At 62.6% G+C, this 23,416-nt stretch carries 22 protein-coding genes; 8 read left to right on the top strand and 14 right to left on the bottom strand.

Annotated features, from left to right (window positions below):
- Positions 1-33: 33 nt before the first annotated feature.
- From VN004_RS03380 to VN004_RS03370, 3 genes are all read right to left on the bottom strand, one after another.
- Complete coding sequence (locus VN004_RS03380; RefSeq protein WP_325607024.1) at positions 34-1,017, bottom strand: tripartite tricarboxylate transporter substrate binding protein; 984 nt, start codon at positions 1,015-1,017, stop codon at positions 34-36.
- 109 nt (positions 1,018-1,126) lie between these two features.
- Positions 1,127-2,293 carry a 4-hydroxybenzoate 3-monooxygenase gene (locus VN004_RS03375; protein WP_325607022.1) on the bottom strand — a complete coding sequence of 389 codons (1,167 nt, stop codon included), beginning with the start codon at positions 2,291-2,293 and terminating at the stop codon, positions 1,127-1,129.
- Between the two features lie 147 nt (positions 2,294-2,440).
- Positions 2,441-3,937, bottom strand: a complete 1,497-nt coding sequence (locus VN004_RS03370; RefSeq protein ID WP_325607020.1) for a caspase family protein — start codon at positions 3,935-3,937, stop codon at positions 2,441-2,443.
- 191 nt (positions 3,938-4,128) lie between these two features.
- On the opposite strand from VN004_RS03370, the gene VN004_RS03365 reads away from it, so the two are divergent.
- The 3 genes from VN004_RS03365 to VN004_RS03355 are packed head-to-tail and all read left to right on the top strand — an operon-like array spanning position 4,129 to position 7,187.
- Complete coding sequence (locus VN004_RS03365) at positions 4,129-5,139, top strand: tripartite tricarboxylate transporter substrate binding protein (protein ID WP_325607018.1); 1,011 nt, start codon at positions 4,129-4,131, stop codon at positions 5,137-5,139.
- A gap of 9 nt (positions 5,140-5,148) precedes the next feature.
- Positions 5,149-6,174 carry a putative zinc-binding metallopeptidase gene (locus tag VN004_RS03360; protein ID WP_325607016.1) on the top strand — a complete coding sequence of 342 codons (1,026 nt, stop codon included), beginning with the start codon at positions 5,149-5,151 and terminating at the stop codon, positions 6,172-6,174.
- The gene (locus VN004_RS03355; RefSeq protein WP_325607014.1) at positions 6,171-7,187 is read left to right on the top strand and encodes a D-alanine--D-alanine ligase family protein; all 1,017 of its coding nucleotides are present in this window, start codon (positions 6,171-6,173) and stop codon (positions 7,185-7,187) included. The genes VN004_RS03360 and VN004_RS03355 overlap by 4 nt, the downstream gene beginning before the upstream one ends.
- A gap of 34 nt (positions 7,188-7,221) precedes the next feature.
- Here VN004_RS03355 and VN004_RS03350 read toward each other — a convergent pair whose 3' ends face one another.
- Complete coding sequence (locus VN004_RS03350) at positions 7,222-7,929, bottom strand: alpha/beta fold hydrolase (protein WP_325607013.1); 708 nt, start codon at positions 7,927-7,929, stop codon at positions 7,222-7,224.
- A 204-nt stretch (positions 7,930-8,133) separates the two neighbouring features.
- On the opposite strand from VN004_RS03350, the gene VN004_RS03345 reads away from it, so the two are divergent.
- Positions 8,134-9,495 carry a DEAD/DEAH box helicase gene (locus VN004_RS03345; RefSeq protein WP_325607011.1) on the top strand — a complete coding sequence of 454 codons (1,362 nt, stop codon included), beginning with the start codon at positions 8,134-8,136 and terminating at the stop codon, positions 9,493-9,495.
- Between the two features lie 191 nt (positions 9,496-9,686).
- Complete coding sequence (locus VN004_RS03340) at positions 9,687-10,724, top strand: GGDEF domain-containing protein (protein ID WP_414710224.1); 1,038 nt, start codon at positions 9,687-9,689, stop codon at positions 10,722-10,724.
- A gap of 4 nt (positions 10,725-10,728) precedes the next feature.
- Here VN004_RS03340 and VN004_RS03335 read toward each other — a convergent pair whose 3' ends face one another.
- The 10 genes from VN004_RS03335 to VN004_RS03290 all read right to left on the bottom strand — a co-directional run bounded on the left by VN004_RS03335 (position 10,729) and on the right by VN004_RS03290 (position 18,960).
- A complete protein-coding gene (locus tag VN004_RS03335; protein ID WP_325607007.1) occupies positions 10,729-11,106 on the bottom strand; it encodes a TfoX/Sxy family protein in 378 nt (125 codons plus the stop codon).
- Between the two features lie 36 nt (positions 11,107-11,142).
- Complete coding sequence (locus tag VN004_RS03330) at positions 11,143-11,532, bottom strand: iron-sulfur cluster assembly accessory protein (protein ID WP_325607005.1); 390 nt, start codon at positions 11,530-11,532, stop codon at positions 11,143-11,145.
- Positions 11,533-11,654: 122 nt separating this feature from the next.
- A complete protein-coding gene (locus VN004_RS03325) occupies positions 11,655-12,077 on the bottom strand; it encodes a VOC family protein (RefSeq protein ID WP_325607003.1) in 423 nt (140 codons plus the stop codon).
- Positions 12,077-12,475, bottom strand: a complete 399-nt coding sequence (locus tag VN004_RS03320; protein WP_325607001.1) for an SUF system Fe-S cluster assembly protein — start codon at positions 12,473-12,475, stop codon at positions 12,077-12,079. Before VN004_RS03320 ends, VN004_RS03325 begins: the two co-directional genes overlap by 1 nt.
- Positions 12,472-13,719 carry a cysteine desulfurase gene (locus tag VN004_RS03315; protein WP_325606999.1) on the bottom strand — a complete coding sequence of 416 codons (1,248 nt, stop codon included), beginning with the start codon at positions 13,717-13,719 and terminating at the stop codon, positions 12,472-12,474. The genes VN004_RS03320 and VN004_RS03315 overlap by 4 nt, the downstream gene beginning before the upstream one ends.
- Positions 13,716-15,047 carry a Fe-S cluster assembly protein SufD gene (gene sufD / locus VN004_RS03310; protein ID WP_325606997.1) on the bottom strand — a complete coding sequence of 444 codons (1,332 nt, stop codon included), beginning with the start codon at positions 15,045-15,047 and terminating at the stop codon, positions 13,716-13,718. Before sufD ends, VN004_RS03315 begins: the two co-directional genes overlap by 4 nt.
- Positions 15,048-15,170: 123 nt before the next feature.
- Positions 15,171-15,926, bottom strand: coding sequence for a Fe-S cluster assembly ATPase SufC (sufC, locus tag VN004_RS03305; protein WP_325606995.1), 756 nt, complete (start codon positions 15,924-15,926; stop codon positions 15,171-15,173).
- A gap of 12 nt (positions 15,927-15,938) precedes the next feature.
- Positions 15,939-16,232, bottom strand: coding sequence for a hypothetical protein (locus tag VN004_RS03300; protein WP_325606992.1), 294 nt, complete (start codon positions 16,230-16,232; stop codon positions 15,939-15,941).
- Positions 16,229-17,710, bottom strand: a complete 1,482-nt coding sequence (sufB, locus tag VN004_RS03295) for a Fe-S cluster assembly protein SufB (RefSeq protein ID WP_325606991.1) — start codon at positions 17,708-17,710, stop codon at positions 16,229-16,231. The genes VN004_RS03300 and sufB overlap by 4 nt, the downstream gene beginning before the upstream one ends.
- 89 nt (positions 17,711-17,799) lie before the next feature.
- Positions 17,800-18,960, bottom strand: a complete 1,161-nt coding sequence (locus VN004_RS03290) for a cysteine desulfurase family protein (protein ID WP_325606989.1) — start codon at positions 18,958-18,960, stop codon at positions 17,800-17,802.
- Positions 18,961-19,221: 261 nt separating this feature from the next.
- Between VN004_RS03290 and VN004_RS03285 the strand changes: the two genes are divergently transcribed.
- The 3 genes from VN004_RS03285 to tyrS form a co-directional block, all read left to right on the top strand.
- A complete protein-coding gene (locus VN004_RS03285; RefSeq protein ID WP_325606987.1) occupies positions 19,222-19,887 on the top strand; it encodes an alpha/beta hydrolase in 666 nt (221 codons plus the stop codon).
- 124 nt (positions 19,888-20,011) lie between these two features.
- Positions 20,012-22,078, top strand: a complete 2,067-nt coding sequence (locus VN004_RS03280) for an ABC transporter ATP-binding protein/permease (protein ID WP_325606985.1) — start codon at positions 20,012-20,014, stop codon at positions 22,076-22,078.
- Positions 22,079-22,208: 130 nt separating this feature from the next.
- Positions 22,209-23,416: tyrosine--tRNA ligase (gene tyrS / locus VN004_RS03275; protein ID WP_325606983.1), on the top strand; the 1,208-nt coding region annotated here is incomplete at its 3' end.

The raw sequence follows: 23,416 nt of genomic DNA, 5'->3' as shown, positions 1-23,416 counted from the left end.
CCGGCACCGCCCTGTCGTATGTCGCTCCGGCAGCTAGTTGCCGAATTTCAGATTGCCGGCCTTGATCACCTCGGACCACAGCTTCTGCTCGTCGGCGATGATCTTGGCGAACTCCTCCGGCCCCGATCCCTTCGGTCGTACCGCCATGCCGCGCAGCTTGCCGGTCACGTCGCTGTTCATGATGACGGTATGCAGCTCCTTGTGAATCTTGTCGACGATCGGCTTCGGCGTTCCTGCGGGAACGAAAAAGCCGCTGAACAGGCTCACATTGACATCGGGGAAGCCGGATTCCGCCATGGTGGGAACATCCGGCAGGTCTGGGAAGCGTTCCGTGGCGAGGACGGCGAGCGCGCGCATCTTGCCGCCCTGCACCTGCGACACCAGCGGCGGCGGATCGACCACGGTCATGGCCGCGTTGCCGGACACCACTCCGAGGATCGATTCTGCCGAACTCTTGTACGGGATCGCGGTGCCGTTCGCGCCCGACCTCATCTTGAACAATTCGGTCGGCAGCGTGAAGGCCGGCGAGGATGTCGCGTAGTTCGCCTTGCCGGTATTCGCCTTGGTCCAGGCCACGAGCTCCTTCGCCGTCTTGGCCGGATGGTCGGCTGACACGGCGAGGAAAAGCGGGAAATCGCCGATCATCGTCACCGGCGTGAAGCTCTTCAGGGTGTCGTATTCGGTCTTGTAGATCAGCGGCCCGATCACCATCGCGCCGCTGGCGCCGACCAGGATCGTGTAGCCGTCGGCCGGCTCGCGTGCGACCTGTTCGGCCGAAAGCCTGCCGCCGGCCCCCGGCTTGTTTTCAATGACGACCGTCCAGCCGGTCCGCTTCTGTAATTCATTCTGGATCAGCCGCGCAAAGATGTCGTTGCCGCCGCCGGCAGCAAACCCGACGACCATGCGGATCGGCTTATTCGGAAACGATGCTGCGGGATCCTGCGCGGATGCGATCCCCGCCGTGAACCCGAGCGCCAGAATCGCAAGCGACGCCCCAAGGGCCCAGCTCCTTCTCATGCGCACCTCCCGTGTGCGGCCTTGGCTACGGCGGTGTTGCCGTGCGGCCTTGGTGCGCAGCATAACGGTGCGGCAATGCGCGGCGCAAGCGACACCGCGCCTGCCGCGCTCAGGCGATGGGCAGGCCGGTATATTGCTCGGCGAGCGAGGTCTGGGCCGCGACGGAGTGGGCAATGTAGTCGAGTTCGGCAAGCTGGCGCCGGCGATCGAACGGCACCTCGTCCGGGAACACGTGGAAGATCTGCGTCATCCACCAGGAGAAGCGCTGCGCCTTCCAGACCCGCTCGAGGCAGGTCTTTGAATAACCCGCCAGCAGATCGCTGTTGTTTCGCTTGTAATAGGCATCGAGCGCGCGCGACAGCATGCGCACATCGGCGAGAGCGAGATTCATGCCCTTCGCCCCGGTCGGCGGCACGATATGCGCGGCGTCGCCGGCCAGGAACAGGCGGCCGGTCTGCATCGGCTCGCAGACGAAGCTGCGCATCGCGGTCACCCCCTTCTGGAGGATCGGGCCCTCCTGCAGGGTGCGGGTACCGCCAAGGCGAATATGCAACTCTTCCCAAATGCGGTCATCGGGCCACTTGTCGAGGTCCTCGTCAGGCTCGACCTGAAGATAAAGCCGCGCCAGTGTCGGGGAACGCATGGTGTAAAGCGCAAAGCCGCGATCGTGATAGGCATAGATGAGTTCTTCGTCCGGCGGCGGCGACTCCGACAGGATGCCGAGCCAGCCGAACGGATATTCCCGGTCGTAGAAGGTCAGCACATCCGGCGGAAAGCTCGGCCGGCAGATGCCGTGAAAGCCGTCGCAGCCGGCGATGAAGTCGCAATCGATTCGCTGCTCCTTGCCATCATGACGGAAGGTAATGAACGGCTTGTCGGTGGCGATGTCGTGAACCTTGGTGTCGTCGACCTCAAATATGATCTGCCCGCCATCGGCGAGCCTCCGCTCGACCAGGTCTTTCACCACCTCCTGCTGCCCGTAGATCGTGATGCCCTTTCCGACCAGTTTGCGGAAGTTGAGGTGATGGGTTTCTCCATTGAAGCACAGGTAATTTCCGTCGTGGAACATGCCTTCGCGCGCCATGCGCTCGCCAACCCCGGTTTCGGTCAGCATGTCGGCCGCCCATTGCTCGATCAGGCCGGCGCGGATTCGCTGCTCGATATAATCGCGGCTGCGGTTCTCGATGATGATCGAGGAGATGCCGTTGAGATGCAGAAGATGCGACAGCATCAGCCCTGCCGGGCCCGCACCGATGATTCCGACCTGTGTTCGCATTGACGTTTCTGTTCCGTGACGGCGATTGTGCGTCGCGTGTTAGCGCGGCGATGCCATTGCGGCAAAGTCCTTTTTGCCGGAAGCGATGGTACGGTTGGCTGTGCCGTCTCGGCGAGCCAGAACGTTTCTGCGCGGAGCCCTTCCGCCTTACCGGTTGCCGCGCTGATCGGCCCGATAGGTCTTGACCTCGGAGGTCGTGCCATCGCGATAGGTCAGTTCGACCGACATCACCTTGGTCTTGGGCGGCAGCTTCATGTAGGACTGCGCACTCGAGGGCACCGACGACGGATCGCGCGGATCACAGGGCGGCAAAGCCAGCTTCTTGTCCGGCACTGTCGAGTCGATGCCGATCCGCACCTCGCGGATCGCACAACGATATGACAGGAGGTGCGTGTAATAGACCATCAGCCCGTTGAACTCGCGGAAGGACAGCCAATTGCCCGAGGTCATCTCCAGGATCTCGCGCTGGCTTTTCTCGAGAGCACCGACAGGATCGAATTTCACCGGGAACGGCTCGGCCCATTCACCACGCGCATCGGCGTAGCGAATGTAGAGCGTGCCTTCTGGTGTGTCGGCATCGAGCTGGATCGACGGGTTGGGCATGCGCTTTCGCGTGCGGGGGTCGAGGGTGTTGAGATGCCCGGTTTCGCGGAACGCTCCGCTTTCGCCGAAACGCCATGAGATTGCGGTAACGGGATCGGCAAAGGACAGCGTCACCGACCAGCCGCCGTTGTGGCGCATGAAGCTTGCGAGGGGCGCGTTGAGCTGATCGGGTTCGCTGCGCTGTGGCAACGGTGAGGGCTGCACCGGCGTGACCGCGGCGACCTGCTGCGGAACGGTTTCCTTCGCCTTGGCCGGATCGAGCGTGCCGTTGAGCACCACGTCACCCACGATCTCGTCATAATAGGCGGGGCGCTGGTTGTGTTTGACCTTACGGGCAAGCGCCGTGACGCTCGCCTGGGTGCGTTTGGCGACCTGGACCAGCGATAGCCCCGGCGTCTCCAGCTCCTTCACGAAAAAGCGGGTGAACACCGAATTCGGGTCCTTGTCGTCGTCGGAGGTGTAATCGAGCGCGGTCTGGTTTTCCGACGCCGAGTAGATCACGAAGGCGCCATCCTCGCTCATCGCCGCGAGGCCGCCGCCACCGCGCACGCCGCGCGTGCCGGCCCGCTCGAACGGATTGTTGCGGCAGGCATCGAGCACCACAATGGTCGTGCGCACGCCCTTGTTCCTGACGCGCTCCATGATGCGGCGCGCCAGAAAGGAATTCTCGTGGACCTTCTCCTCCTCTCCGTCGAGTGCGAGCGGCACGTCGGTCGGCAGGAGATAGTTCTCGCCCTTGATCTGGAATCCATGGCCCGCGAAGAAGAAGAAAGCGGTGTCGCCGGGGCCGAGCGCGCGCTCGAAATTGGTCAGGCTGTTGCTCATGGCGCGCCGGTCCTGATTGGTGCCAGCGATTACCTCGAACCCGAGCCCCTTGAGGGTCTGCGCCATCCGCTGCGCATCGTTGGCCGCCTTCCGCAACGGGGTCACGTTCTTATAGCTGTCATTGCCGATGACGAGGGCCACCCGCTTCTGCGCCGCTGCAGGCGTAAGGCTGAGCATGAGGCCAAGCGCGACGAGGAAAAATGTCCTTTTCGGCATGCAGCTCCCCCGGGGTGGTCGCCAGGCGCCGCGTCGGGCGAACTGGTCAGGCATTGTCGCACAAGGACCGCGTCAGGTTCAATTTAACGCACGACCACGCGGTGCAACCGAATTGTGAGCTTGCGAAATCGCAGCTATCAATAGTCGCAACATCGACAGGCACCGTGAAGTCACGAACAGGCGAGGACGCGATGAATTGGGGAGCTTGCGGATGGCGTCACGCGGCCGGCGCACTCATGATCGCGGCGGTGGCGGTTCTGCCGCTCTGGGCGGCCTGTTCTCCCGCCCAGGCCCAGACCCAAGTTCAGTCCTGGCCGCAGCGGCCCGTGAAATTCGTCCTGCCCTTTGGCGCCGGCTCGGCAACCGATGTCGCGGCGCGGCTGATGACCGACAAGCTGCAGGCCAAATGGGGCCAGCCGGTCATCATCGAGAACAAGCCGGGCGCCGACGGCTTGCTGGCCATCAACGCCTTCCTGCAGGCCAATGACGACCACACCCTGCTCTACTCGTCGAGCGCCTCGTTCATGGCGCATCCCTATACGCTCGCCAAGGTGCCCTACAATTTTGAGCGCGACATGACGCCGATCGCGCGGGTCACCGATACCGTCCTCACAGTGAACGTGCCGGCCTCCTCGGCCAACAGGACACTCAACGAATTCGTCGCCGAGGCGATGGCGCGGCCGGGCAAGCTGAACGTGACCGGAGCGCCCGGCGTGCCGGACTTCACCCTGGACTATTTCATCAAGACGCGCGGTCTCAAGGTCCAGAAAATACCCTTCAAGAATATCGTCGAGGCCGCGACCGCACTCGCCGGCAACCAGATCGATTTCCTCCTGACATCGGCTGCGATCGTTCAGCCGCTGGCGAATGCCGGCAAGATTCGCATCGTCGCGGTGACAAGCCGTGAGCGGGCCTCGTTCGCACCGGATATCCCGACCGTGCATGAACTCGGTTTCGGCGGGCTTGCCGTCGAAACCACCGCGGGCTTTTACGGACCGAAGGACATGCCGCTGGCTTTGCGCGAGAAGATCGCCCGCGACGTGATCGAGGTCGTTTCCGACAAGGCGATCACCGACAGATTGCTGGCAACCGGTCAATTGGTGCGGCCCGGAGGCCCGGCCGAACTCGCTGCAACCATCAAGGAGCAGTCCGAATTGACGACGCATATCGCTAAAGCGTTGGAGCTCAAACCGAAGAATTAGATCAGTCCGATGCGCCGCAAACATCCATGGGCCACGTTGCCGGATGACAAGCTGCTGAAGGTTCGGCTGCGCAATCTCAAGCTCACGATCGAAGGCACCTGGCTGGAAAGCTGCCTCGAGGATCTGCAAGCCGAACTCGAGGAGCGCAATCTGCGCATCCGGCCTCATGCCTGGCTGTCGGAGGAATGGTTCAGCCCCGATACGACGCCTGGCATCGCGATCCCCTTCTATCTCGCGCATCCGCGTCTGATGCGGCTTGAACGCAAGATGATCATCGACGTGGAAGGCGGCACGCGTCGCGAATGCATGCGCATCCTGCGCCATGAGACCGGCCATGTCGTGCAGAATGCGTTTCGGCTGCAACGCCGCCGCCGCTGGCAGCAACTATTCGGACGCTCGTCGACCCACTATCCACGGTTTTACCGGCCCAATCCCGCCAGCAAAAATTACGTGCAGCATCTGCGCTTATGGTACGCGCAAAGTCATCCCGACGAAGACTTTGCCGAAACCTTCGCGGTGTGGCTCAAGCCACGATCCGACTGGAAAAAGCGCTATGCCGGCTGGCCCGCTTTGCGCAAGCTCGAATATGTCGACGAGATTATGAACGAAATCGCCGGACAGCGTTCGCAATTGCCGCGCGGTCCCGCGGTGTATCCGCTCAGCCAGATCGACACGACGCTTGGAGAACATTATCGCAGGAAACAGGCGCTCTATGCGGTGAACACACCGCGCACCTACGACCGCGAGTTGCACAGGATTTTCTCTTCCGACACAAGACATCGCAGCGCACCGACAGCAGCCTCTTTCATTCGGCGGAATCGTTCTTATTTTCGCCAAACCGTCGCACGCTGGACTGGCGAATATCAGCTTACTCTCGACTCATTGCTCGATGATATGATTGATCGTTGCCAGGAATTGAAGCTGCGTGCTCCCGGCTCGGAGCGGCAATTGCTTACGGATTTCACCGTATTGTTAACGGCGAAGACGGTACATTCGCTCTACAGTCCGTCCCGCCGACAATGGTTCGCTCTATGAAAAGAACCCGCGTTCTGGTGCTGTTGCATCCGGAACAAGTGCCACCTGACTCGATCAAAGGTTACACCGAGCAGGAAATTCTGGCCTTCAAGACCGGTTACGACATCGTCAATACCTTGCGAAAGGCGCGCCATGAGGTGCGCGTCCTCGGTGTGCAGCACGAATTGCGACCGATCCGCAACGAGATTGATTCGTTCAATCCCGATATCGTGTTCAACCTTCTGGAGGAATTTCACGGCGAGCCCGCCTACGATCAGAATGTCGCAAGCTATCTCGAACTGATCCGCATTCCTTTTACCGGCTGCAATCCGCGCGGCCTGATGCTGTCGCGCGGCAAGGACCTGTCGAAGAAGCTCCTGCACTACCACCGCATTCCGGTGCCGGCCTTTGCCGTTTTTCCGATGCACAAGAAGATCCGGCGGCCGCCGCGCTTGAAGTTTCCGCTGATTGTGAAAAGCCTCTCCGAAGATGCCTCGCTCGGCATCGCTCAAAAATCGATCGTCGATACCGACGAGAAACTCGCCGAGCGCGTCGCCTTCGTGCACGAGAAGATCGGCACTGCGGCGATCGCCGAGCAATATATCGATGGGCGCGAGCTCTATGTCGGCGTGCTCGGCAACGAGCGCATGCGCGTCTTGCCGATCTGGGAATTGTATTTCGGCGATGCCGCCAGCAAGATCGCAACGGCGAAGGTGAAGTTCGACGTCAAGTATCAGGAAGAGCGGGGAATCCTGCAGGGTCCCGCGGAGAACCTGCCGCCCGAAATCTACAAGCGCATCCAGAATCTGACCCGGCGCATCTGTCGTACGCTTGAACTGGACGGCTATGCGCGCATCGACTTCCGGCTTGCGCCCGACGGGACACCTTATTTCCTCGAGGCCAACCCGAATCCGGAAATTGCCCGCTATGAGGTCTTCGCGGAGGCGGCCGCCTATGACGGGATGAAATATTCGGAGATGCTTCGGCGCATCATCGCGCTCGGCATTCAGCGCGCGCGGGCCAAGGCGCGATAACAAGCGCCTTGGATGATGCGTGACGCTGAAGCCGCTATGGCTTCAGCCAATCCAGCAGGGCCTTCGTCACCGCCTCGGGCCGCTCGAGGGTCGACAGATGACCGCAATCCGGCACCACCACGAGGGTGCTGCCGGGGATGAGCCCGGCCATTTCTTCGGCGAGCGCCGGCGGCGTGAGCTGATCGCCGTCACCTACGAGAACCAGCGTGGGGCATTTGATCGCCGGCAGGCCTGGGCGGGAATCCGGCCGCGTCATGATCGCGGTCTGCTGCCGCACCAAGGCGTCCGCGCCCGCCGAAAGCGCCATGTCGCCGACGATCTTGCGCAGCGCCGCGTCGCCCTGACGGTTCTTGTGCACCAGAACCGGCCACAGCATGGCATTGATTTCGTCGAGTTTTCCGGCCTTGGCGAGCGCGATCGATCCCTTGCGCCGCTCGGCGGCCTCCGGCGTGTCGGCGCGCGATCCGGTGTCGAGGAGCGCAAGCCGCATCACCCGTTCTGGCGCGATCCGCATGATCGCGAGCGCGATGTATCCGCCCATCGACAGCCCGGCGAGCGCGAACCGCGGCGGCGCCACGTCCAGGATCTGCCGGGCGATCGCGTCCATGTTGTCGGCCCTGCGATGATCGGCAATGGTGACCGGACCCTGGGTCCACAAGGCCGGCACCTGCTCCGTATAGAGGCGGGCCGTGCATCCCAGCCCCGGAATCAGCACGATCGGAAGGCCACCAGCGTTATCCATGTCATCGATCCGTCATTGTGTGAGAGCCAAAAACGCTTGTCTTTATTTAACTTTAGCGCCGTCCAAGCATTGACTTTCGCCGGGGCGCCCCTATTTTCCGCACCAACGGTCCGACAGTAGAGATTCGGCCGCCCCTCCCTCGCGCAATAAGTCCTCAGGTCATTCGGCGCGAGCCCGAAGCTCGGCGGCACCGCCAGAGGTCTTATGTCCTTTTCCCAACTCGGCTTGTCCGACAAGGTTTTGGCCGCCGTCAAGGCGGCTGGCTACGAAAATCCAACGCCCATCCAGTCCGAAGCAATCCCGCACGTGCTCGCACGACGCGACGTCCTCGGCATTGCCCAGACCGGCACCGGCAAGACGGCGGCCTTCACGCTGCCGATGATCACCATGCTGGAGACCGGCCGTGCGCGCGCACGCATGCCGCGCACGCTGATCCTTGAGCCGACGCGCGAACTCGCCGCCCAGGTGCAGGAGAATTTCGAGAAATACGGTGTCGGCCAGAAACTGAACGTCGCCCTCCTGATCGGGGGCGTCTCTTTCGACGACCAGGATGCGAAGCTGACGCGCGGCGTCGATGTTCTGATCGCGACACCCGGCCGCCTCCTGGATCATTTCGAACGCGGCCGCCTCCTCCTCACCGGCGTGGAATTGCTGGTGATCGACGAAGCCGATCGCATGCTCGACATGGGCTTCATTCCCGACATCGAACGCATTTGCAAACTCGTGCCGTTCACCCGGCAGACGCTGTTTTTCACCGCAACCATGCCGCCGGAAATCCGGCGCATCACCGAGCAATTCCTGTCGAGCCCGGTCAAGGTGGAGGTTGCAAAGCCGGCCACGGCTGCCTCGACGATCACCCAGCAACTGGTCAAATCCGGTCGCGAGCCCCACGAGAAGCGCGAGACGCTGCGCCGGGTGATCCGCAATACCACCGAGAATTTCAAGAACGCGATCATCTTCTGCAACCGCAAGCGCGAGGTTGCGCTGCTCCACCGGTCTCTGGTCAAGCACGGCTTCAACGCGGTCGCGCTCCATGGCGACATGGATCAGCCGGCGCGGATGGCGGCGCTCGACAAATTCCGCAAGGGTGAAGCCGACCTGCTCATCGCATCGGATGTCGCCGCGCGCGGCCTCGACATTCCGGACGTCAGCCATGTGCTGAATTTCGACGTCCCCTTCCACGCCGATGACTATGTCCACCGGATTGGGCGCACCGGCCGCGCCGGCAAGAGCGGCACCGCCTATACGATCGTGACTTCCGCCGATCACAAGGCGGTCGCGGCGATCGAAAAGCTGATCGGTCAACAGATTCCGTTTGCGGAGCCGGTCGGCCTCTCCGCTCCCGTCGAAGACGAAGCAGAACCCGCGCGTGACACTCGCCCCCGCGAGCGGCAGCGTGGCGGGCGCGGTCGTGGCGGCGGTCGCAGCTCCGTGCCACCTGCTCCGGCGCCGGTGACGCGCCTCGACCAGGCCCGGCGCAAGCCGCAGCAGCCTGCGGCTGAAGTCGAAGCGGACCATTCTCACCTGCCGGCATTTCTCCTGCGGCCGGTCCGGGTCAAAGTCTAGGTGCACACCGCAAGTCGGACGCGCGTAGGGGCACGCGTTCGTACCTGTTTACCCGTGATTCACGGCTGTGAAATAAGTTCCCAAGGGATCGGAGGCGGCGCCGCCGGGGGGGACCGGCGCGTTGAGTGCCGATTCGCATGCCTTCCGGGGGTCCGAGGATGTCCAACAGCGGTGACGAACATAAGCGGACAATGGCGTTCGCTGAAATCGCTCTCGCACAGATCAAAGCGCTTCGGCAGCCGGCAAATCCGCGCAATTTCGAAGTCTGGTATTCCTACGCGACCGGCTATTACCCCTCGCTCAATGAAGCGGTGAATCAGCTTCTGTCGCTCAACGGCAATCTGACCGAGGCCGAGCTCGAAAAGATCTACGCCACCCATCTGTCGCCGCTGCGCTTCAGCGAACGCATCGACAAGGTCGGCGATCGCGTCCTCGACGAGATCGAACAGGTCATGGCCATGGTCGATGCCGCGGTCGGGACCACCAACAACTGCTCCGAAAGTCTCGCCGGCGTCGCGAACCACATTCCGGCCGCAGATCGAGACGGCCTGCGTGGCATCGTCGAAAGCCTGGTGCAGACCACCAAGGAGATGGAAAATCTCAATCTGAAGCTGGAGGCGCGGTTGGTCGCATCCAGGAAAGAGATCAACGAGCTCCAGGAAAACCTCGAGCTGATGCGCCACGAGAGCCAGACCGACCCGCTGACGTCGCTCGCCAATCGCAAGTATTTCGACGAGGCGCTGGTCAAGGTCATCGCCGAGGCCAAGGCTGATAACGAGGCGATGTCGCTCCTGATGACCGACATCGATCATTTCAAGACCTTCAACGACACGTATGGCCACCTCACCGGCGATCAGGTTCTGCGGCTGGTCGCGCTTTCGGTGAAGCAGAACGTCAAGGGCAAGGACATCGCGGCCCGCTATGGCGGCGAGGAATTCGCCGTCGTGCTGCCGAACACCGTCCTGCGATCGGCGGTCACGGTCGCCGATCACATTCGGCGGGCGGTGATGAGCAAGGAATTGATGAAGCGCTCGACCGGCGAGCATCTCGGCCGCGTCACCATTTCGATCGGCGTCGCGACGCTGCAGGCCGGCGACACCGTTCAGACGCTGATCGGCCGCGCAGATGCGTGTCTTTATGCGGCCAAGCGCGCCGGGCGCAACCGCGTGGTGTGCGAAACCGATCCGGAAGCGAAGGCCTCGCACGAGCCTGCCGCCGCGGTCGCCTGATCGTTCAGGACCCGCCGCGAGCCGCGCCCCGTCTGCGCGGCGCGGCTTTTTTCTTCATCACAGCGCTTCGTTGCGCAGCCTGAAGGGCACGTTCGGCCCAGCGGGCTAGCTCGTCCGGATCGTCGTAGAGTCCATCCGGCATCTCTCGGTACGGCATCACGGCGTGCCGGCCGCTGTTCTTCATCACCGGAGCGAAAGACGGCATCCCCTCGCGGATGAAATCGGCTTCGTTCTGAGCATCGACCTTCAGATACAGCGTACCGCCCGACGATAGCAGCCCGAACATGACGCCGTCGGCATAAAGTCCGGCGCCGCCGAACATGCGTCGTACCGTCACCGGCCGAAAGGCGGAAAACAGATCGCGCAGGAAAGCAGGATCCATTCGCTCGCCGGTCGCTGAAAGCTGAATTACGCAGGACTAGTGCGCGGCGGCCTCAGCGCCCTCGCCTTGCGCTGGCGTCAGTTGCACGGATTCCCCGCACCCGCAGGCCGAGGTTTGATTCGGATTGTTGAACACGAACTGGGCAGAGAGCTTGTCCACCTTGTAGTCCATCTCGGTCCCGAGCAGGAACAGCACGGCCTTCGGGTCGATCAGGATGCGCACGCCCTTGTCCTCGACGATCTCGTCGGTGGGATTGGCCGCTTCGGCATATTCCATGGTGTAGGCCATACCCGCACATCCACCGTTGCGGACACCGACGCGCAATCCCGCGATCGGGCGCTCGGATTTCGCCATCAATTCCTTGATCCGCTCGGCGGCGGCATCGGTGAGGCGCATTACCTGCGGCCTCGGTCTGGCTGTGGCCATCTCGTACTCTCCTGGCACCGGGTTCAAGGTCCGGTTCGGGACTCGTATGCTCCTAACGTAGCAACGAAATTCCTCGTGTGAAGCCCTCCGAGACTGGATTAGGTCCAGCACCGAAGGCTGTCTCAATAGGTCGCCCAGACACCGGGCGTCACCAGTTCCAGAAGGTGACCGTCGGGGTCGCGGAAATAGAGGCTCCGGCCGCCGCGGGGCCAATCGGTGCGGCCTTCGACTACGACGCCATAAGCCCCCAGCCGCTCCTCCCATTTCGGGAGTTCGTCCGCGCCAACGGCAAAGCCCATGTGGATCGGCCCATGCCCGTCATGCGGGGGGATGGTGCCGCCCGGCATCTGCACCGTCTCCAGCGTCGCGCCGCGCTTGAACAGCAGCAGCACGCTGACGCCGGCGACGTCATAGGCGCAAAACCGCCCGTCCCGGCTCAGCGCGGTCAGCCCCAGCACACCCTCGTAGAATTGCGACGCGCGTTCGAGATCGTCGACATAAAGCGCCGTCTCGAGAACACGGCCAAGCTTCGGCGGAGTGTTCATCACCACATATTCAGGACCAGCCGCGCCTCGTCGGACATGCGGCTCGGATCCCATGGCGGATCCCAGACAACCTGGACCTTGACGGGGCCGACGCCCTGCACGCTCGACACCGCGTTTTCCACCATCTGCGGCAATTCCGCCGCGGCCGGGCAATTCGGTGTGGTCAGCGTCATGTCGACATCGACGGTCCGGTCATCCTTGATGTCGACCTTGTAGATCAGGCCAAGCTCGTAGATGTCGGCCGGAATTTCCGGATCGTAGACCGTCTTCAGCGCCTGCACGATGTCGTCGGTGAGACGCGCGATCTCTTCCTGCGGCAACGCTGACTCCTGCGCCGCAACCGTCGCCTCGGCAGCCGGCGCCGTCTTGGTCTCGTCGGATTTGATGTCTTCGGTCATGCAAAGAAATCCTGCGCCTTGATCAGGGCCTGGGCAAGGCTGTCGACTTCATCCTTGGTATTATACAGGGCGAACGATGCCCGGCAGGTGGCCGTGACACCGATCCGGTTCAAAAGCGGCATCACGCAATGAGTTCCCGCCCTCACGGCCACGCCCGAGCGGTCGATGATCGTGGCGACATCGTGCGGGTGGGCGCCCTTCATTTCGAAGGACACCACCGCGCCCTTTTCCTTGGCGGTGCCGATGATCCTCAGTGAATTGATCTCGCGCAGCCGGTCGTGCGCGTAGCGCATCAGGGCGTCCTCATGCGCCTTGATGCGCTCCTTGCCGATCGAATTGACATATTCGATCGCAGCGCCCAGCCCGATTGCCTGGACAATTGGCGGGGTGCCGGCCTCGAATTTGTGCGGCGGATCGCCGTAGGTAATGCGGTCCTCGAACACATCGCGGATCATCTCGCCGCCGCCGTTGAACGGCGGCATGGCTTCGAGATGCTCGGCCTTGCCCCACAACACACCGATGCCAGAGGGGCCGTAGATCTTGTGTCCGGTGAAGACGTAGAAATCGCAGCCGATGTCCTGCACATCGATCGGCAGATGCACCGCCGCCTGGCTGCCATCGACCAGCACCGGAATGCCGCGCGCATGTGCGATCCGCACGACCTCCTTCACCGGAACGTAGGTGCCGAGCGCGTTCGACATGTGGGTGATCGCGACCATCCTGGTGCGCGGGCCGAGCAGCTTCTCGAATTCGTCGATCAGAAAATTGCCGTCTTCGTCGATCGGCGCCCATTTGATGACGGCGCCCTGCCGCTCCCTGAGGAAATGCCACGGCACAATGTTGGAATGGTGCTCCATGATCGAGAGCACGATCTCGTCGCCCTCTTTCAGCCGCTCGCGGCCGAACGTATAGGCGACGAGATTGATCGCCTCGGTCGCGTTGCGGGTGAAGATCACCTCATCCTTTGAGGGCGCATTGAGGAATTTTGCGACGATTTCGCGGGCGCCTTCGTAGCCTTCGGTCGCGGCATTGGCGAGATAATGCAAGCCACGATGCACATTGGCGTATTCGTGCGTATAGGCATGCTGGATGCGATCGAGCACCGCCTTCGGCTTCTGCGCCGACGCAGCGTTGTCCAGATAGACCAGCGGCTTGCCATAGACCTGCATCGCCAGCGCAGGAAAATCCTCGCGAATGCGGGCGACGTCGTAAGACCCGTTGGAGACGGCGGGGTGCATGGTCACGCCCGTGCCTTGAGCCAGCGGCGCGCCAGCTCCATCAGCGCCTCGCGCACCGATTCATTCTCGACCGCTTCCACCGCCTCGCCGACAAAGGCTTCCACCATCAACGCCTCGGCTTCTTTGAGCGGAATACCGCGCGCCCGGAGGTAGAACAGAAGGTCATCGTCGAGCGCGCCGGCCGTCGCACCGTGGCCACAGACTACGTCGTCGGCGAAAATTTCCAGCTCGGGCTTGGCGTCGGCCTCGGCATCCTCGGACAGCAGCAGCGCATGCGTCGCCATCTTGGCGTCGGTCTTCTGGGCGTGCGGCTCGACGATGATCTTGCCCTGGAACACAGAACGGCTTTCGCCGTCGAGCACCGACTTAAACAATTCGCGGCTCTCGCAATGGCCGACTGCATGATCGACAACAAGCGTGTTGTCGGCGTGCTGGCGCCCCTTGAGCAGGGTCGCGCCGCGGATACCGACATGGGTCTGCGCCCCCTCGAGCCGCATCGCGATCTGATTGCGCGTCACTGCCCCGGCCGACGTGAAGGTGAAAGTGTTCAGGTGCGCCGTTGCCCCGATATCGGCCAGGAGCGAAGCGACATGAAGAGCCCGATCGCCTTCGCAGGCGATCTTCACATGATCGAGGCGCCCGTCATCTGCGACTGATACATCAATCGCGTGATTGGCCTGGTTGTCGACACCGTCAGCGCTCTCGTGGCTTTCGATAACCGAAAGCGATGCGCCCTTTCCGACGGTGACAAGAGACCGGGTGAATACGGAAACCGGCTTTACCGATGTGGTGATGAATGCCAGATGGATCGGACGCGCGATCTGCGCGCCCTCCGCGACGCGGATGACGACCCCGTCACTCATCATCGCGGTATTGAGCGCGAATGCCGGATCATCCGAGAATAGCGCCTTGCGGCTGAGCCGGTCGATCAACGCCTTGTCGGCGATAGCCAATGCCTCGGCAAGCGAGACGATCGTAAGCCCCTTCTCGAGTGCCGCCAGATCGGACAATTCAGGGACGAACACCCCGTCCACAATGACGACGCGGCGGGCGCCGACAGCGGAGAGCAAAGCACCCGCCGCCTTGGCTTTCACTTTTGTTGCCGCGTCCGGAGGAGCGGCCAGCGGCTTGGCATCGCGCATCAGCGCGCGCAAATCAGTATATTTCCACTCCTCGATCCGCCGGTGCGGCAGGCCTTTGACCTCGAAGATGCGGAAGGCGTTGTCGCGCAGCGACTTCACCGCTGCCGCTCCCGGCAGCGTCGCACGCGCACCCGCGAAGGCCTCTGCGAGGCCTTCTTCGGCAGCGGTCTTGATCAGTTTCAGTTCGGCCATGTCCCAACTCGTCATTCCGGGGCGCGCCACAGGCGCGAACTCGAAATCCATTCTCTCATTCTTGATCCTTTGTCTGGATTCCGGATCGTCGCTTTGCGACGTCCGGAATGACAAAGGGAAAACCTACGCCGCCTCGCCGACATATTGCGCGTAGCCCTTCTCCTCGAGCTCCAGCGCAAGTTCCTTGCCGCCGCTCCGCACGATGCGGCCCTTCGACAACACATGCACGACATCCGGCACGATATAATCGAGCAGCCGCTGATAATGCGTGATCACGATGAAGGAGCGCTCCGGCGATCGCAGCCGATTGACGCCATCGGAGACGATCTTCAGCGCGTCGATGTCCAGCCCGGAATCGGTTTCGTCGAGCACGGCAAGCCGGGGCTGCAACATTGCCATCTGCAGGATCTCGTTGCGCTTCTTCTCGCCGCCGGAAAAGCCGACATTGACCGCACGCCGCAGCATCTCCTGGCTGATACCGAGTTCGCCAGCCGCCTCGCGCACCTGTTTCATGAATTCGGGCGTCGACAACTCGCCTTCGCCACGCGCCTTGCGCTGCGCATTCACGGCGGTGCGCAGGAAGGTCATGGTCGCGACGCCGGGAATTTCGATCGGATACTGGAAGGCGAGGAACAGCCCCTTGGCCGCACGTTCGTCCGGCTCCATGTCAGCGATGTTCTCGCCGTTGAACAGGACTTCGCCTTCCGTGATTTCATAGTCCGCTTTGCCGGCCAGAACATAGGACAGCGTCGACTTGCCCGAACCGTTCGGGCCCATGATCGCGTGGACCTGACCCTTATCGACAGTCAGGTCGAGGCCGTTCAGGATTTTCTTGCCGCCGATCTCGACGTGCAGGTTCTTCACTTCCAATAATGGCATCGGTCTATCCAGTCAGTCGTCGAGCGTGACGATTTCGTCGATCAGCTCGTTCAGTGTCGTTTGGCGTCCGCCACCCGCATCGACGGCATTGGTCGAAGGAACGGCGACATTCTCGGTGATCCGGAACGCGTCTGGCCCGTCGCGGCGCACCACGAGGAAGCGGGCGCCGCCCTTGATGATGAGGTCATCGTTCTCGCGATAGACCTCGACATCGGGGAAATGCTCGGCGATGCAGTCGACAAGATCGCCCGCGGGCTTGTTCTGCGCGAGACAGGACGTGGCCGCATCTCGAAATGCAGCGCTCATCCCACGCTCCCCTCGAGCGAGATCGAGATGAGCTTCTGTGCCTCGACGGCGAACTCCATCGGCAGCTGCTGCAGCACGTCCTTCACGAAGCCATTGACCACGAGCGCGGTCGCTTCCTCGGCCGACAATCCGCGCTGGCGGCAATAGAACAGCATGTCCTCGGAAATCTTCGAGGTGGTCGCCTCGTGCTCGAACACCGTCGAGGAATTCTTCGCTTCCAGATACGGCACGGTATGCGCGCCGCATTTGTCGCCGACGAGGAGCGAGTCGCAGTTGGTGAAGTTGCGTGCGCCGGTCGCCTTGCGGTGCGCCGAGACGAGCCCGCGATAGGTGTTCTGCGAGCGACCGGCGGAGATGCCCTTGGAGATGATCCTGCTCGTGGTGTTCTTGCCGAGGTGGATCATCTTGGTGCCGGAATCGACCTGCTGCATGCCGTTCGAAATCGCGATCGAGTAGAATTCGCCGCGCGAGCCGTCGCCGCGCAGGATGCAGCTCGGATATTTCCAGGTGATCGCAGAACCAGTCTCGACCTGCGTCCACGAAATCTTGGAATTCTTGCCGCGGCAGTCGCCGCGCTTGGTGACGAAATTGTAGATGCCGCCGCGCCCTTCGGAGTCGCCCGGATACCAGTTCTGCACCGTCGAATATTTGATCTCGGCGTCATCGAGCGCGACAAGTTCGACCACTGCGGCATGCAGCTGGTTCTCGTCGCGCATCGGCGCGGTGCAGCCTTCGAGATAGCTCACATAGGAGCCCTTGTCGGCGATGATCAGCGTGCGCTCGAACTGACCGGTATTCTTCTCATTGATGCGGAAGTAGGTGGACAGCTCCATCGGGCAGCGCACGCCCGGCGGCACATAAACGAAGGAGCCGTCGGAAAACACCGCCGAATTCAGCGTCGCATAGAAATTGTCGGTCACCGGCACCACCGAGCCGAGATACTTCTGCACCAGCTCGGGATGCTCGCGGATCGCCTCCGAGATCGGCATGAAGATCACGCCAGCCTTGGCGAGTTCGGCCTTGAAGGTCGTGGCGACCGAAACGCTGTCGAACACCGCGTCGACGGCGACGCGCCGCTCGCCCTCGGGACGCTCGACGCCGGCCAGGATCTCCTGCTCCCGCAGCGGGATGCCGAGCTTCTCGTAGGTGCGCAGGATTTCCGGGTCGACCTCGTCGAGAGACTTGGGGGCGACGAATTTCTTGGGCGCTGCGTAATAGTAGATGTCCTGGAAGTCGATCTTCGGATAGGAGACGCGCGCCCAGGTCGGCTCGCGCATGGTCAGCCAGCGCCGATAGGCGTCAAGCCGCCAGTCGAGCATCCATTGCGGCTCGTTCTTCTTACCCGAGATGAATCGGACGGTGTCCTCGGAGAGGCCCTTTGGGGCCTTTTCGGATTCGATCTGGGTCTCGAATCCATACTTGTATTGATCAACGTCGATACGGCGAACCTGTTCGACGGTCTCTTGTACGGCCGGCATTCTTGTCTCCCCTTGCGGTTTCAAGGACCGCAGCGGATCTGTCGGTTATGGTCGATCAGCCTTGCGTCGGTTTCCCTCCGCGCAGCCGCTCAAGCGGCGATAAATCTTCGCCCCTTAAGTAGTGATTCAGACAGCTTTGTCCAAGCACTTAGAAAGCGCTCAATATGGTCTTCCGTGGTCGCAGGCCCCGTGGACACCCGGATGGCGCCCCGGGCCAGCGCCGGTTCCACGCCCATCGCCGCCAGCACATGCGAGCCCTGAACCTTGCCCGAGGAACAGGCAGAGCCCGACGACACGGCGACGCCCGCGAGGTCGAAGCCAATCACGGCGGTCTCGGCTTTTAAGCTCGGATGAGTGAACGCGGTGGTATTGGGCAACCGCAGTACCCGGTCACCGAAGACGACGACGTCCGGTGTGATGGCACGCAGCCCGGCTTCCAGGCCATCGCGCAGCTGCGCGGTATGGCGGCTCTCCTCGGCGAGCGTCCCGGGTATCTCAGACGCAGCGGCCCCAAATCCGGCGATCGCCGCGACATTTTCGGTGCCCGCACGGAGTCCACGCTCCTGACCGCCGCCGCGGATCGGCGGTTCGGCGAGGTGCAGGCCGCTCCGGCGCAGCAGCGCGCCCGCGCCCTTCGGGCCGCCGATCTTGTGTGAAGACAGCGTCAGAAGATCTACTGCTAAATTACTAAAATCAATAGAAATCCGTCCCGGCGCCTGCACCGCATCGATATGCAGAAGACCGCCCGCCTCGTGGACCAATTCAGCGACCTCCGAAACCGGTTGAAGAACGCCGGTCTCATTATTGGCCAGCATCACGGAAACCATGGCTGGCTCACCGGCCAGCAGGCGCCGCAGCGCCTCAAGGTCGACGACGCCCTGCCCGTCAACCGGTATGACACTCACGCGATCGGGGGAAAATCCTCCGCCGCTCAGGACCGAAGGATGCTCGATGGCGGATACGAGAAGCCGTGCAAAGGGTGGGTCTCCGGCGGCACGCGACCACGCCGGCGAGAGGGCCAGCGCGTTGGCCTCGGTGGCGCCGGACGTAAACGTGACCGAGTCCGCTTCGGCCCCAACCAGCGCGGCCACCTCGCCCCGCGCACGCTCGACGAGCTGTCGGGCCGTGCGACCTTCGCCATGCACCGACATCGGATTGCCGATCTGGTCCAGCGCCGCGACCATGGCGGCGCGCGCCTCCGGGCGCAGCGGCGCGCTGGCATTCCAATCAAGATAGGCACGCTCAGTCATGTCACCGCATTACCGACGGGCAGAGGCTGGCCAGAGGTTTAGCGTAGCATGGGCCACGGAAAGCTTGCATTTCGCCCCATGCCTTATGGTAGAAACCGCCGCCGCCTCCGACGGCCCGATCCCGGCTGGCAATCCACCGGAACCGCTCCTGTTTAGAATAATTCTAAAAGGTTACGTGCGGCTGATCGATCCGTCAAGCGCACCAACAAAACCTGCGCGGCCTGGTCTTTGAGACCTTGCCGTATCCAGCCGAGGTCTTTCATGCCTGAAGTCATTTTCACCGGCCCGGCCGGTCGCATTGAGGGCCGATATCACCCGGCGGCGCAGAAGAATGCTCCGCTCGCATTGATCCTTCATCCGCACCCGCAATTCGGCGGGACGATGAATCACCAGATCGTCTATCAGCTTTATTACGCCTTCGTGCACCGCAATTTTTCGGTGGTGCGCTTCAACTTCCGCGGCGTCGGCCGCAGCCAGGGATCGTTCGATCACGGCGTCGGCGAATTGTCGGACGCCGCAGCCGCGCTTGATTGGGCGCAAACGATCAACCCGGAAGCCCGATCCTGCTGGATCGCCGGCTTTTCGTTCGGCGCCTGGATCGGCATGCAGCTGCTGATGCGCCGCCCCGAGATCGAGGGCTTCATCTCGATCGCGCCGCCCGCCAACCTGTACGACTTCTCGTTCCTCGCGCCCTGCCCCTCGTCCGGCCTGATCATTCATGGCGACAAGGATGCCGTGGTGCCGCACCGCGACGTCACGACGCTGGTGGACAAGCTGAAGACCCAGAAAGGCATCGTGATCGAGCAGAAGGTCGTGACCGGGGCCAACCACTTCTTCGATCAGAAGATCGATGCGCTGATGCAGTCGGTCAACCAGTATCTCGACAAGCGTCTCGGTACGACCGGACGCAAGCCGAGCGCGGCGTAGTTCTGACGCAGACCACAAAAGCTCTGACGCGCGATCTGCAGAGTGCGCCGCAAGCTCTGCGACATTCTGGAACGGAACTTTCCTCACCGCGTTGTGCCCCGCATCTCGCTCGGGGCCATGCGCCATGTCCGAAAGGAACTCCACGTCCAGTCTGCCGGATCGTCCGGCGTCCGATCGGCGTGGCCAGGACGCCCCGGAACATACCGTCCCTGAAAAAACCGCGCGCCCTGACAGGCGCGAAGACGACGCCTCCGACGTCTCGCTGGACGACGCCGCTGCCGAGCCCGAAGCGCCGGTCTCGCCCGACAGCGACACCGATGCCGAGGCTGAAAAGGAAAAGTTGCGCCGTCGCGCGCTGCTGGGCCGGTTCTGGTCCTCGGCTAGAGGCTTCTGGAATCCGCGTGAGGGCGACCGCCTCGCCTGGCCGCTGACGATCGGGGTCGCGCTGCTCGTGATCCTTGCAGTGCTCGCGCAATACGGCATCAATGTCTGGAATCGCAAGATTTTCGACGCGCTCGAAAAGCGGGACTCCGCATCCGTCCTGACGCTGGCCCTGGTTTTCTTCCCGCTTGCTGCTGCAAGCGTCGGTGTCGGCGTTGCCAGCGTCTATGGACGCATGTCGATGCAGCGGCGCTGGCGCGCCTGGCTCAGCGACCATGTGCTCGACCGCTGGCTGAAGAACGGACGCTATTACCAGCTCAATCTCGTGAGCGGCGATCATCAGAATCCGGAAGGCCGGTTGACCGAGGATCTGCGCGTCTCGACCGACGCTCCGATCGATTTCGCAGTCGGCGTGTCCACGGCCACGCTTTCGGCGCTGACCTTCATCGCGGTCCTGTGGACCATCGGAGGCGCCCTCACCGTTCCGCTCGGCGGTTCGGCGATCACCATCCCCGGCTTCCTGGTCATCGCGGCCATTCTCTATGCCGTCATCGCGAGCGGCGCGATGGCGATCGTCGGCCGAAGCTTCGTTGCTGTCTCCGAGGCCAAGAACCAGGCCGAAGCAGATTATCGCTACAACCTCACCCGCGTGCGGGAGAATGGCGAAAGCATCGCGCTGCTTGGCGGCGAAGCCGAAGAGCGCGCCGGCCTGAACCGGTCCTTTGTCGAGGTGCTGCGCAAGTGGCGCGCGCTGTGCGCGCAGCACATGCGCACGACGGTCGTCTCTCATGGTTCGGGCATCATCGCGCCAGTGCTCCCGATCATCCTGTGCGCGCCGAAATTCCTCGATGGGTCGATGTCGCTCGGCCAGGTGATGCAGGCGGCCTCGGCCTTCACCATCGTGCAGGCGGCGTTCGCCTGGCTTGTCGACAATTATCCGCGGCTTGCGGAATGGACCGCGGGCGCGCGGCGCATCTCCTCTCTCATGGTGTCGGTCGACGCGCTCGAGAAGGCGGAGACCGGCGAAGGCATCAACCGGATCAAGCGCGTGGAAAGCGATGACGCGGCGATCCGCATGAAGGATCTGGTGGTGGCGCTCGATAACGGCACCGCCGTGGTCGACGACACCGACGTCGTGATCAAGAAAGGCGAGCGGGTTCTCGTCGCCGGCGCTTCCGGCTCGGGAAAGAGCACGCTGGTTCGCGCGATTTCAGGGTTGTGGCCCTGGGGTGGCGGAGAGATCGCGGTGCAACGCGACTCGCGGCTGTTCCTTTTGCCTCAGCGGCCCTATGTCCCGACCGGTACATTGCGCCGTGCTATCGCCTATCCCGGCGCGGCCGAGGACTGGGACCTCAATACGATCCGGGATGCGCTGGACCGCGTCGGCCTCGGCCACCTCAAGGAGCGGGTCGAAGAGGAAGCGCCCTGGGATCAGACCCTGTCGGGAGGCGAGAAGCAGCGGCTGACCGTCGCGCGCGTTCTGCTGCACCGTCCCGATATCATCGTCCTCGACGAGGCGACGGCCGCGCTCGATCCGAAGAGCCAGGACGCGCTGATGAAGCTCTTGTCCGAGGAGATGGAGGGCCTCACGATCCTGAGCGTCGGCCACCGGCCAGAGCTCGAACAATTCCACTCGCGCAAATTGACTCTGGAACGGCGGGATAGCGGCGGCGCAAAACTGGTCAGCGACATCCTGCTGGTGCGCCCGCCCGGACAGCCCAGATTCATGCAGCGTTTGTTGAGGCGCGCCAAATCCGGACCGGACAATTCTGGAACGCGCAAGTCCGGACCGGAAAAGAAAGCGGCGTGAGCAGGATCAGAGGTCGGCGAAACGACGATCGCTCAATCGGTCCGATCTCGTGGAAGCAAAGAGCCGCACCGTTTCAATCCCATGGCGAACCTGATACACCACCTGCGCCGCGGGCGAATACGGTCTTACCATGAGCCAATTCAAGTCAGATTTCTTGCGCGTCCTGTCGGAGCGCGGTTTCATTCATCAGGTCTCGGAGCCCGAGGCGCTGGATGCGCTGGCGAGCTCAAAGCAGATCACGGCCTATATCGGCTATGACTGCACCGCCCCCTCCCTGCATGTCGGCCACCTGCTGCCGACCATGATGCTGTACTGGATGCAGCAGACCGGCCATCGGCCGATCGCCTTGATGGGTGGCGGCACGACACGCGTCGGCGATCCGTCCGGCAAGGACGAAAGCCGCAGGATTCTCACCGAAGAGGTGATCAACGAGAACCTGCGCAGCATCCGGACGACCTTCTCGAAATTCCTCACCTTCGGCGAGGGTCCCGGCGACGCCATCATGGCGAACAATGCCGATTGGCTGAACACGCTCAACTACATCGACTTTCTGCGCGACGTGGGACGGCACTTCTCGATCAATCGCATGCTGTCCTTCGACTCGGTCAAGCTGCGACTCGAGCGTCAGCAGGAATTGTCCTTCCTCGAATTCAATTACATGATCCTGCAGGCCTACGATTTCGTGGAACTGCACAAGCGCTATGGCTGCGTTTTGCAGATGGGCGGCTCCGATCAATGGGGCAACATCATCAACGGCATCGATCTCGGGCGGCGGTTGATGAATGCGCAGCTCTTTGCGCTGACCTCTCCGCTGATCACGACGTCGTCCGGCGCCAAGATGGGCAAGACCGCCGCGGGCGCGGTGTGGCTCAATGCCGATCTCGTCAGCCCTTACGACTATTGGCAATACTGGCGTAACACCGAGGACGGCGACGTCGAACGCTTCCTCAAGCTGTTCACGACATTGCCGCTGAACGAGATTGCGAGACTCGCGGCGCTGCAGGGACAGGAAATCAACGAGGCCAAGAAGACTCTCGCGACGGAAGCAACCGCCCTGATGCATGGCCGCGACGCCGCCGAGCAGGCCGCGGAGACCGCGCGGCGCACCTTCGAGGAAGGCGCTCTCGCGGAAAGCTTGCCGACAGTCACCATCGCATCCAGCGAACTGGACAAGGGCGTGGGCGTCTTGACCGCGTTCGTCCAGGCCGGACTTGTCGCGTCAACCAGCGAAGCCAGGCGACAGATCAAGGGCGGCGGACTGAAGGTCAACGACGAGACCGTGACCGACGAAAAGATGACGCTCGGACAGTCTCACCTCACGCCGGCGGCGGTGATCAA

This window comes from Pseudorhodoplanes sp. (assembly GCF_035565855.1).
In the GTDB taxonomy this organism is placed as follows: Bacteria; Pseudomonadota; Alphaproteobacteria; order Rhizobiales; family Xanthobacteraceae; genus Pseudorhodoplanes.
The sequence above is the reverse complement of the archived record's forward strand: the minus strand, read 5'-3'. Positions and strand labels throughout refer to the sequence as shown.

What these genes read in the sequence shown, in the direction of transcription:
- sufB (WP_325606991.1), bottom strand. Translation starts at nt 17,710, where the DNA reads ATGCCGGCCGTACAAGAGACCGTCGAACAGGTTCGCCGTATCGACGTT.
- sufD (WP_325606997.1), bottom strand. Translation starts at nt 15,047, where the DNA reads ATGGCCGAACTGAAACTGATCAAGACCGCTGCCGAAGAAGGCCTCGCA.
- VN004_RS03350 (WP_325607013.1), bottom strand. Translation starts at nt 7,929, where the DNA reads ATGGATAACGCTGGTGGCCTTCCGATCGTGCTGATTCCGGGGCTGGGA.
- VN004_RS03355 (WP_325607014.1), top strand. Translation starts at nt 6,171, where the DNA reads ATGAAAAGAACCCGCGTTCTGGTGCTGTTGCATCCGGAACAAGTGCCA.
- VN004_RS03280 (WP_325606985.1), top strand. Translation starts at nt 20,012, where the DNA reads ATGTCCGAAAGGAACTCCACGTCCAGTCTGCCGGATCGTCCGGCGTCC.
- VN004_RS03290 (WP_325606989.1), bottom strand. Translation starts at nt 18,960, where the DNA reads ATGACTGAGCGTGCCTATCTTGATTGGAATGCCAGCGCGCCGCTGCGC.
- VN004_RS03335 (WP_325607007.1), bottom strand. Translation starts at nt 11,106, where the DNA reads ATGGATCCTGCTTTCCTGCGCGATCTGTTTTCCGCCTTTCGGCCGGTG.
- VN004_RS03320 (WP_325607001.1), bottom strand. Translation starts at nt 12,475, where the DNA reads ATGACCGAAGACATCAAATCCGACGAGACCAAGACGGCGCCGGCTGCC.
- VN004_RS03325 (WP_325607003.1), bottom strand. Translation starts at nt 12,077, where the DNA reads ATGAACACTCCGCCGAAGCTTGGCCGTGTTCTCGAGACGGCGCTTTAT.
- sufC (WP_325606995.1), bottom strand. Translation starts at nt 15,926, where the DNA reads ATGCCATTATTGGAAGTGAAGAACCTGCACGTCGAGATCGGCGGCAAG.
- VN004_RS03380 (WP_325607024.1), bottom strand. Translation starts at nt 1,017, where the DNA reads ATGAGAAGGAGCTGGGCCCTTGGGGCGTCGCTTGCGATTCTGGCGCTC.
- VN004_RS03365 (WP_325607018.1), top strand. Translation starts at nt 4,129, where the DNA reads ATGAATTGGGGAGCTTGCGGATGGCGTCACGCGGCCGGCGCACTCATG.
- VN004_RS03345 (WP_325607011.1), top strand. Translation starts at nt 8,134, where the DNA reads ATGTCCTTTTCCCAACTCGGCTTGTCCGACAAGGTTTTGGCCGCCGTC.
- VN004_RS03360 (WP_325607016.1), top strand. Translation starts at nt 5,149, where the DNA reads ATGCGCCGCAAACATCCATGGGCCACGTTGCCGGATGACAAGCTGCTG.
- VN004_RS03340 (WP_414710224.1), top strand. Translation starts at nt 9,687, where the DNA reads ATGGCGTTCGCTGAAATCGCTCTCGCACAGATCAAAGCGCTTCGGCAG.
- VN004_RS03370 (WP_325607020.1), bottom strand. Translation starts at nt 3,937, where the DNA reads ATGCCGAAAAGGACATTTTTCCTCGTCGCGCTTGGCCTCATGCTCAGC.
- VN004_RS03285 (WP_325606987.1), top strand. Translation starts at nt 19,222, where the DNA reads ATGCCTGAAGTCATTTTCACCGGCCCGGCCGGTCGCATTGAGGGCCGA.
- VN004_RS03300 (WP_325606992.1), bottom strand. Translation starts at nt 16,232, where the DNA reads ATGAGCGCTGCATTTCGAGATGCGGCCACGTCCTGTCTCGCGCAGAAC.
- VN004_RS03375 (WP_325607022.1), bottom strand. Translation starts at nt 2,293, where the DNA reads ATGCGAACACAGGTCGGAATCATCGGTGCGGGCCCGGCAGGGCTGATG.
- VN004_RS03330 (WP_325607005.1), bottom strand. Translation starts at nt 11,532, where the DNA reads ATGGCCACAGCCAGACCGAGGCCGCAGGTAATGCGCCTCACCGATGCC.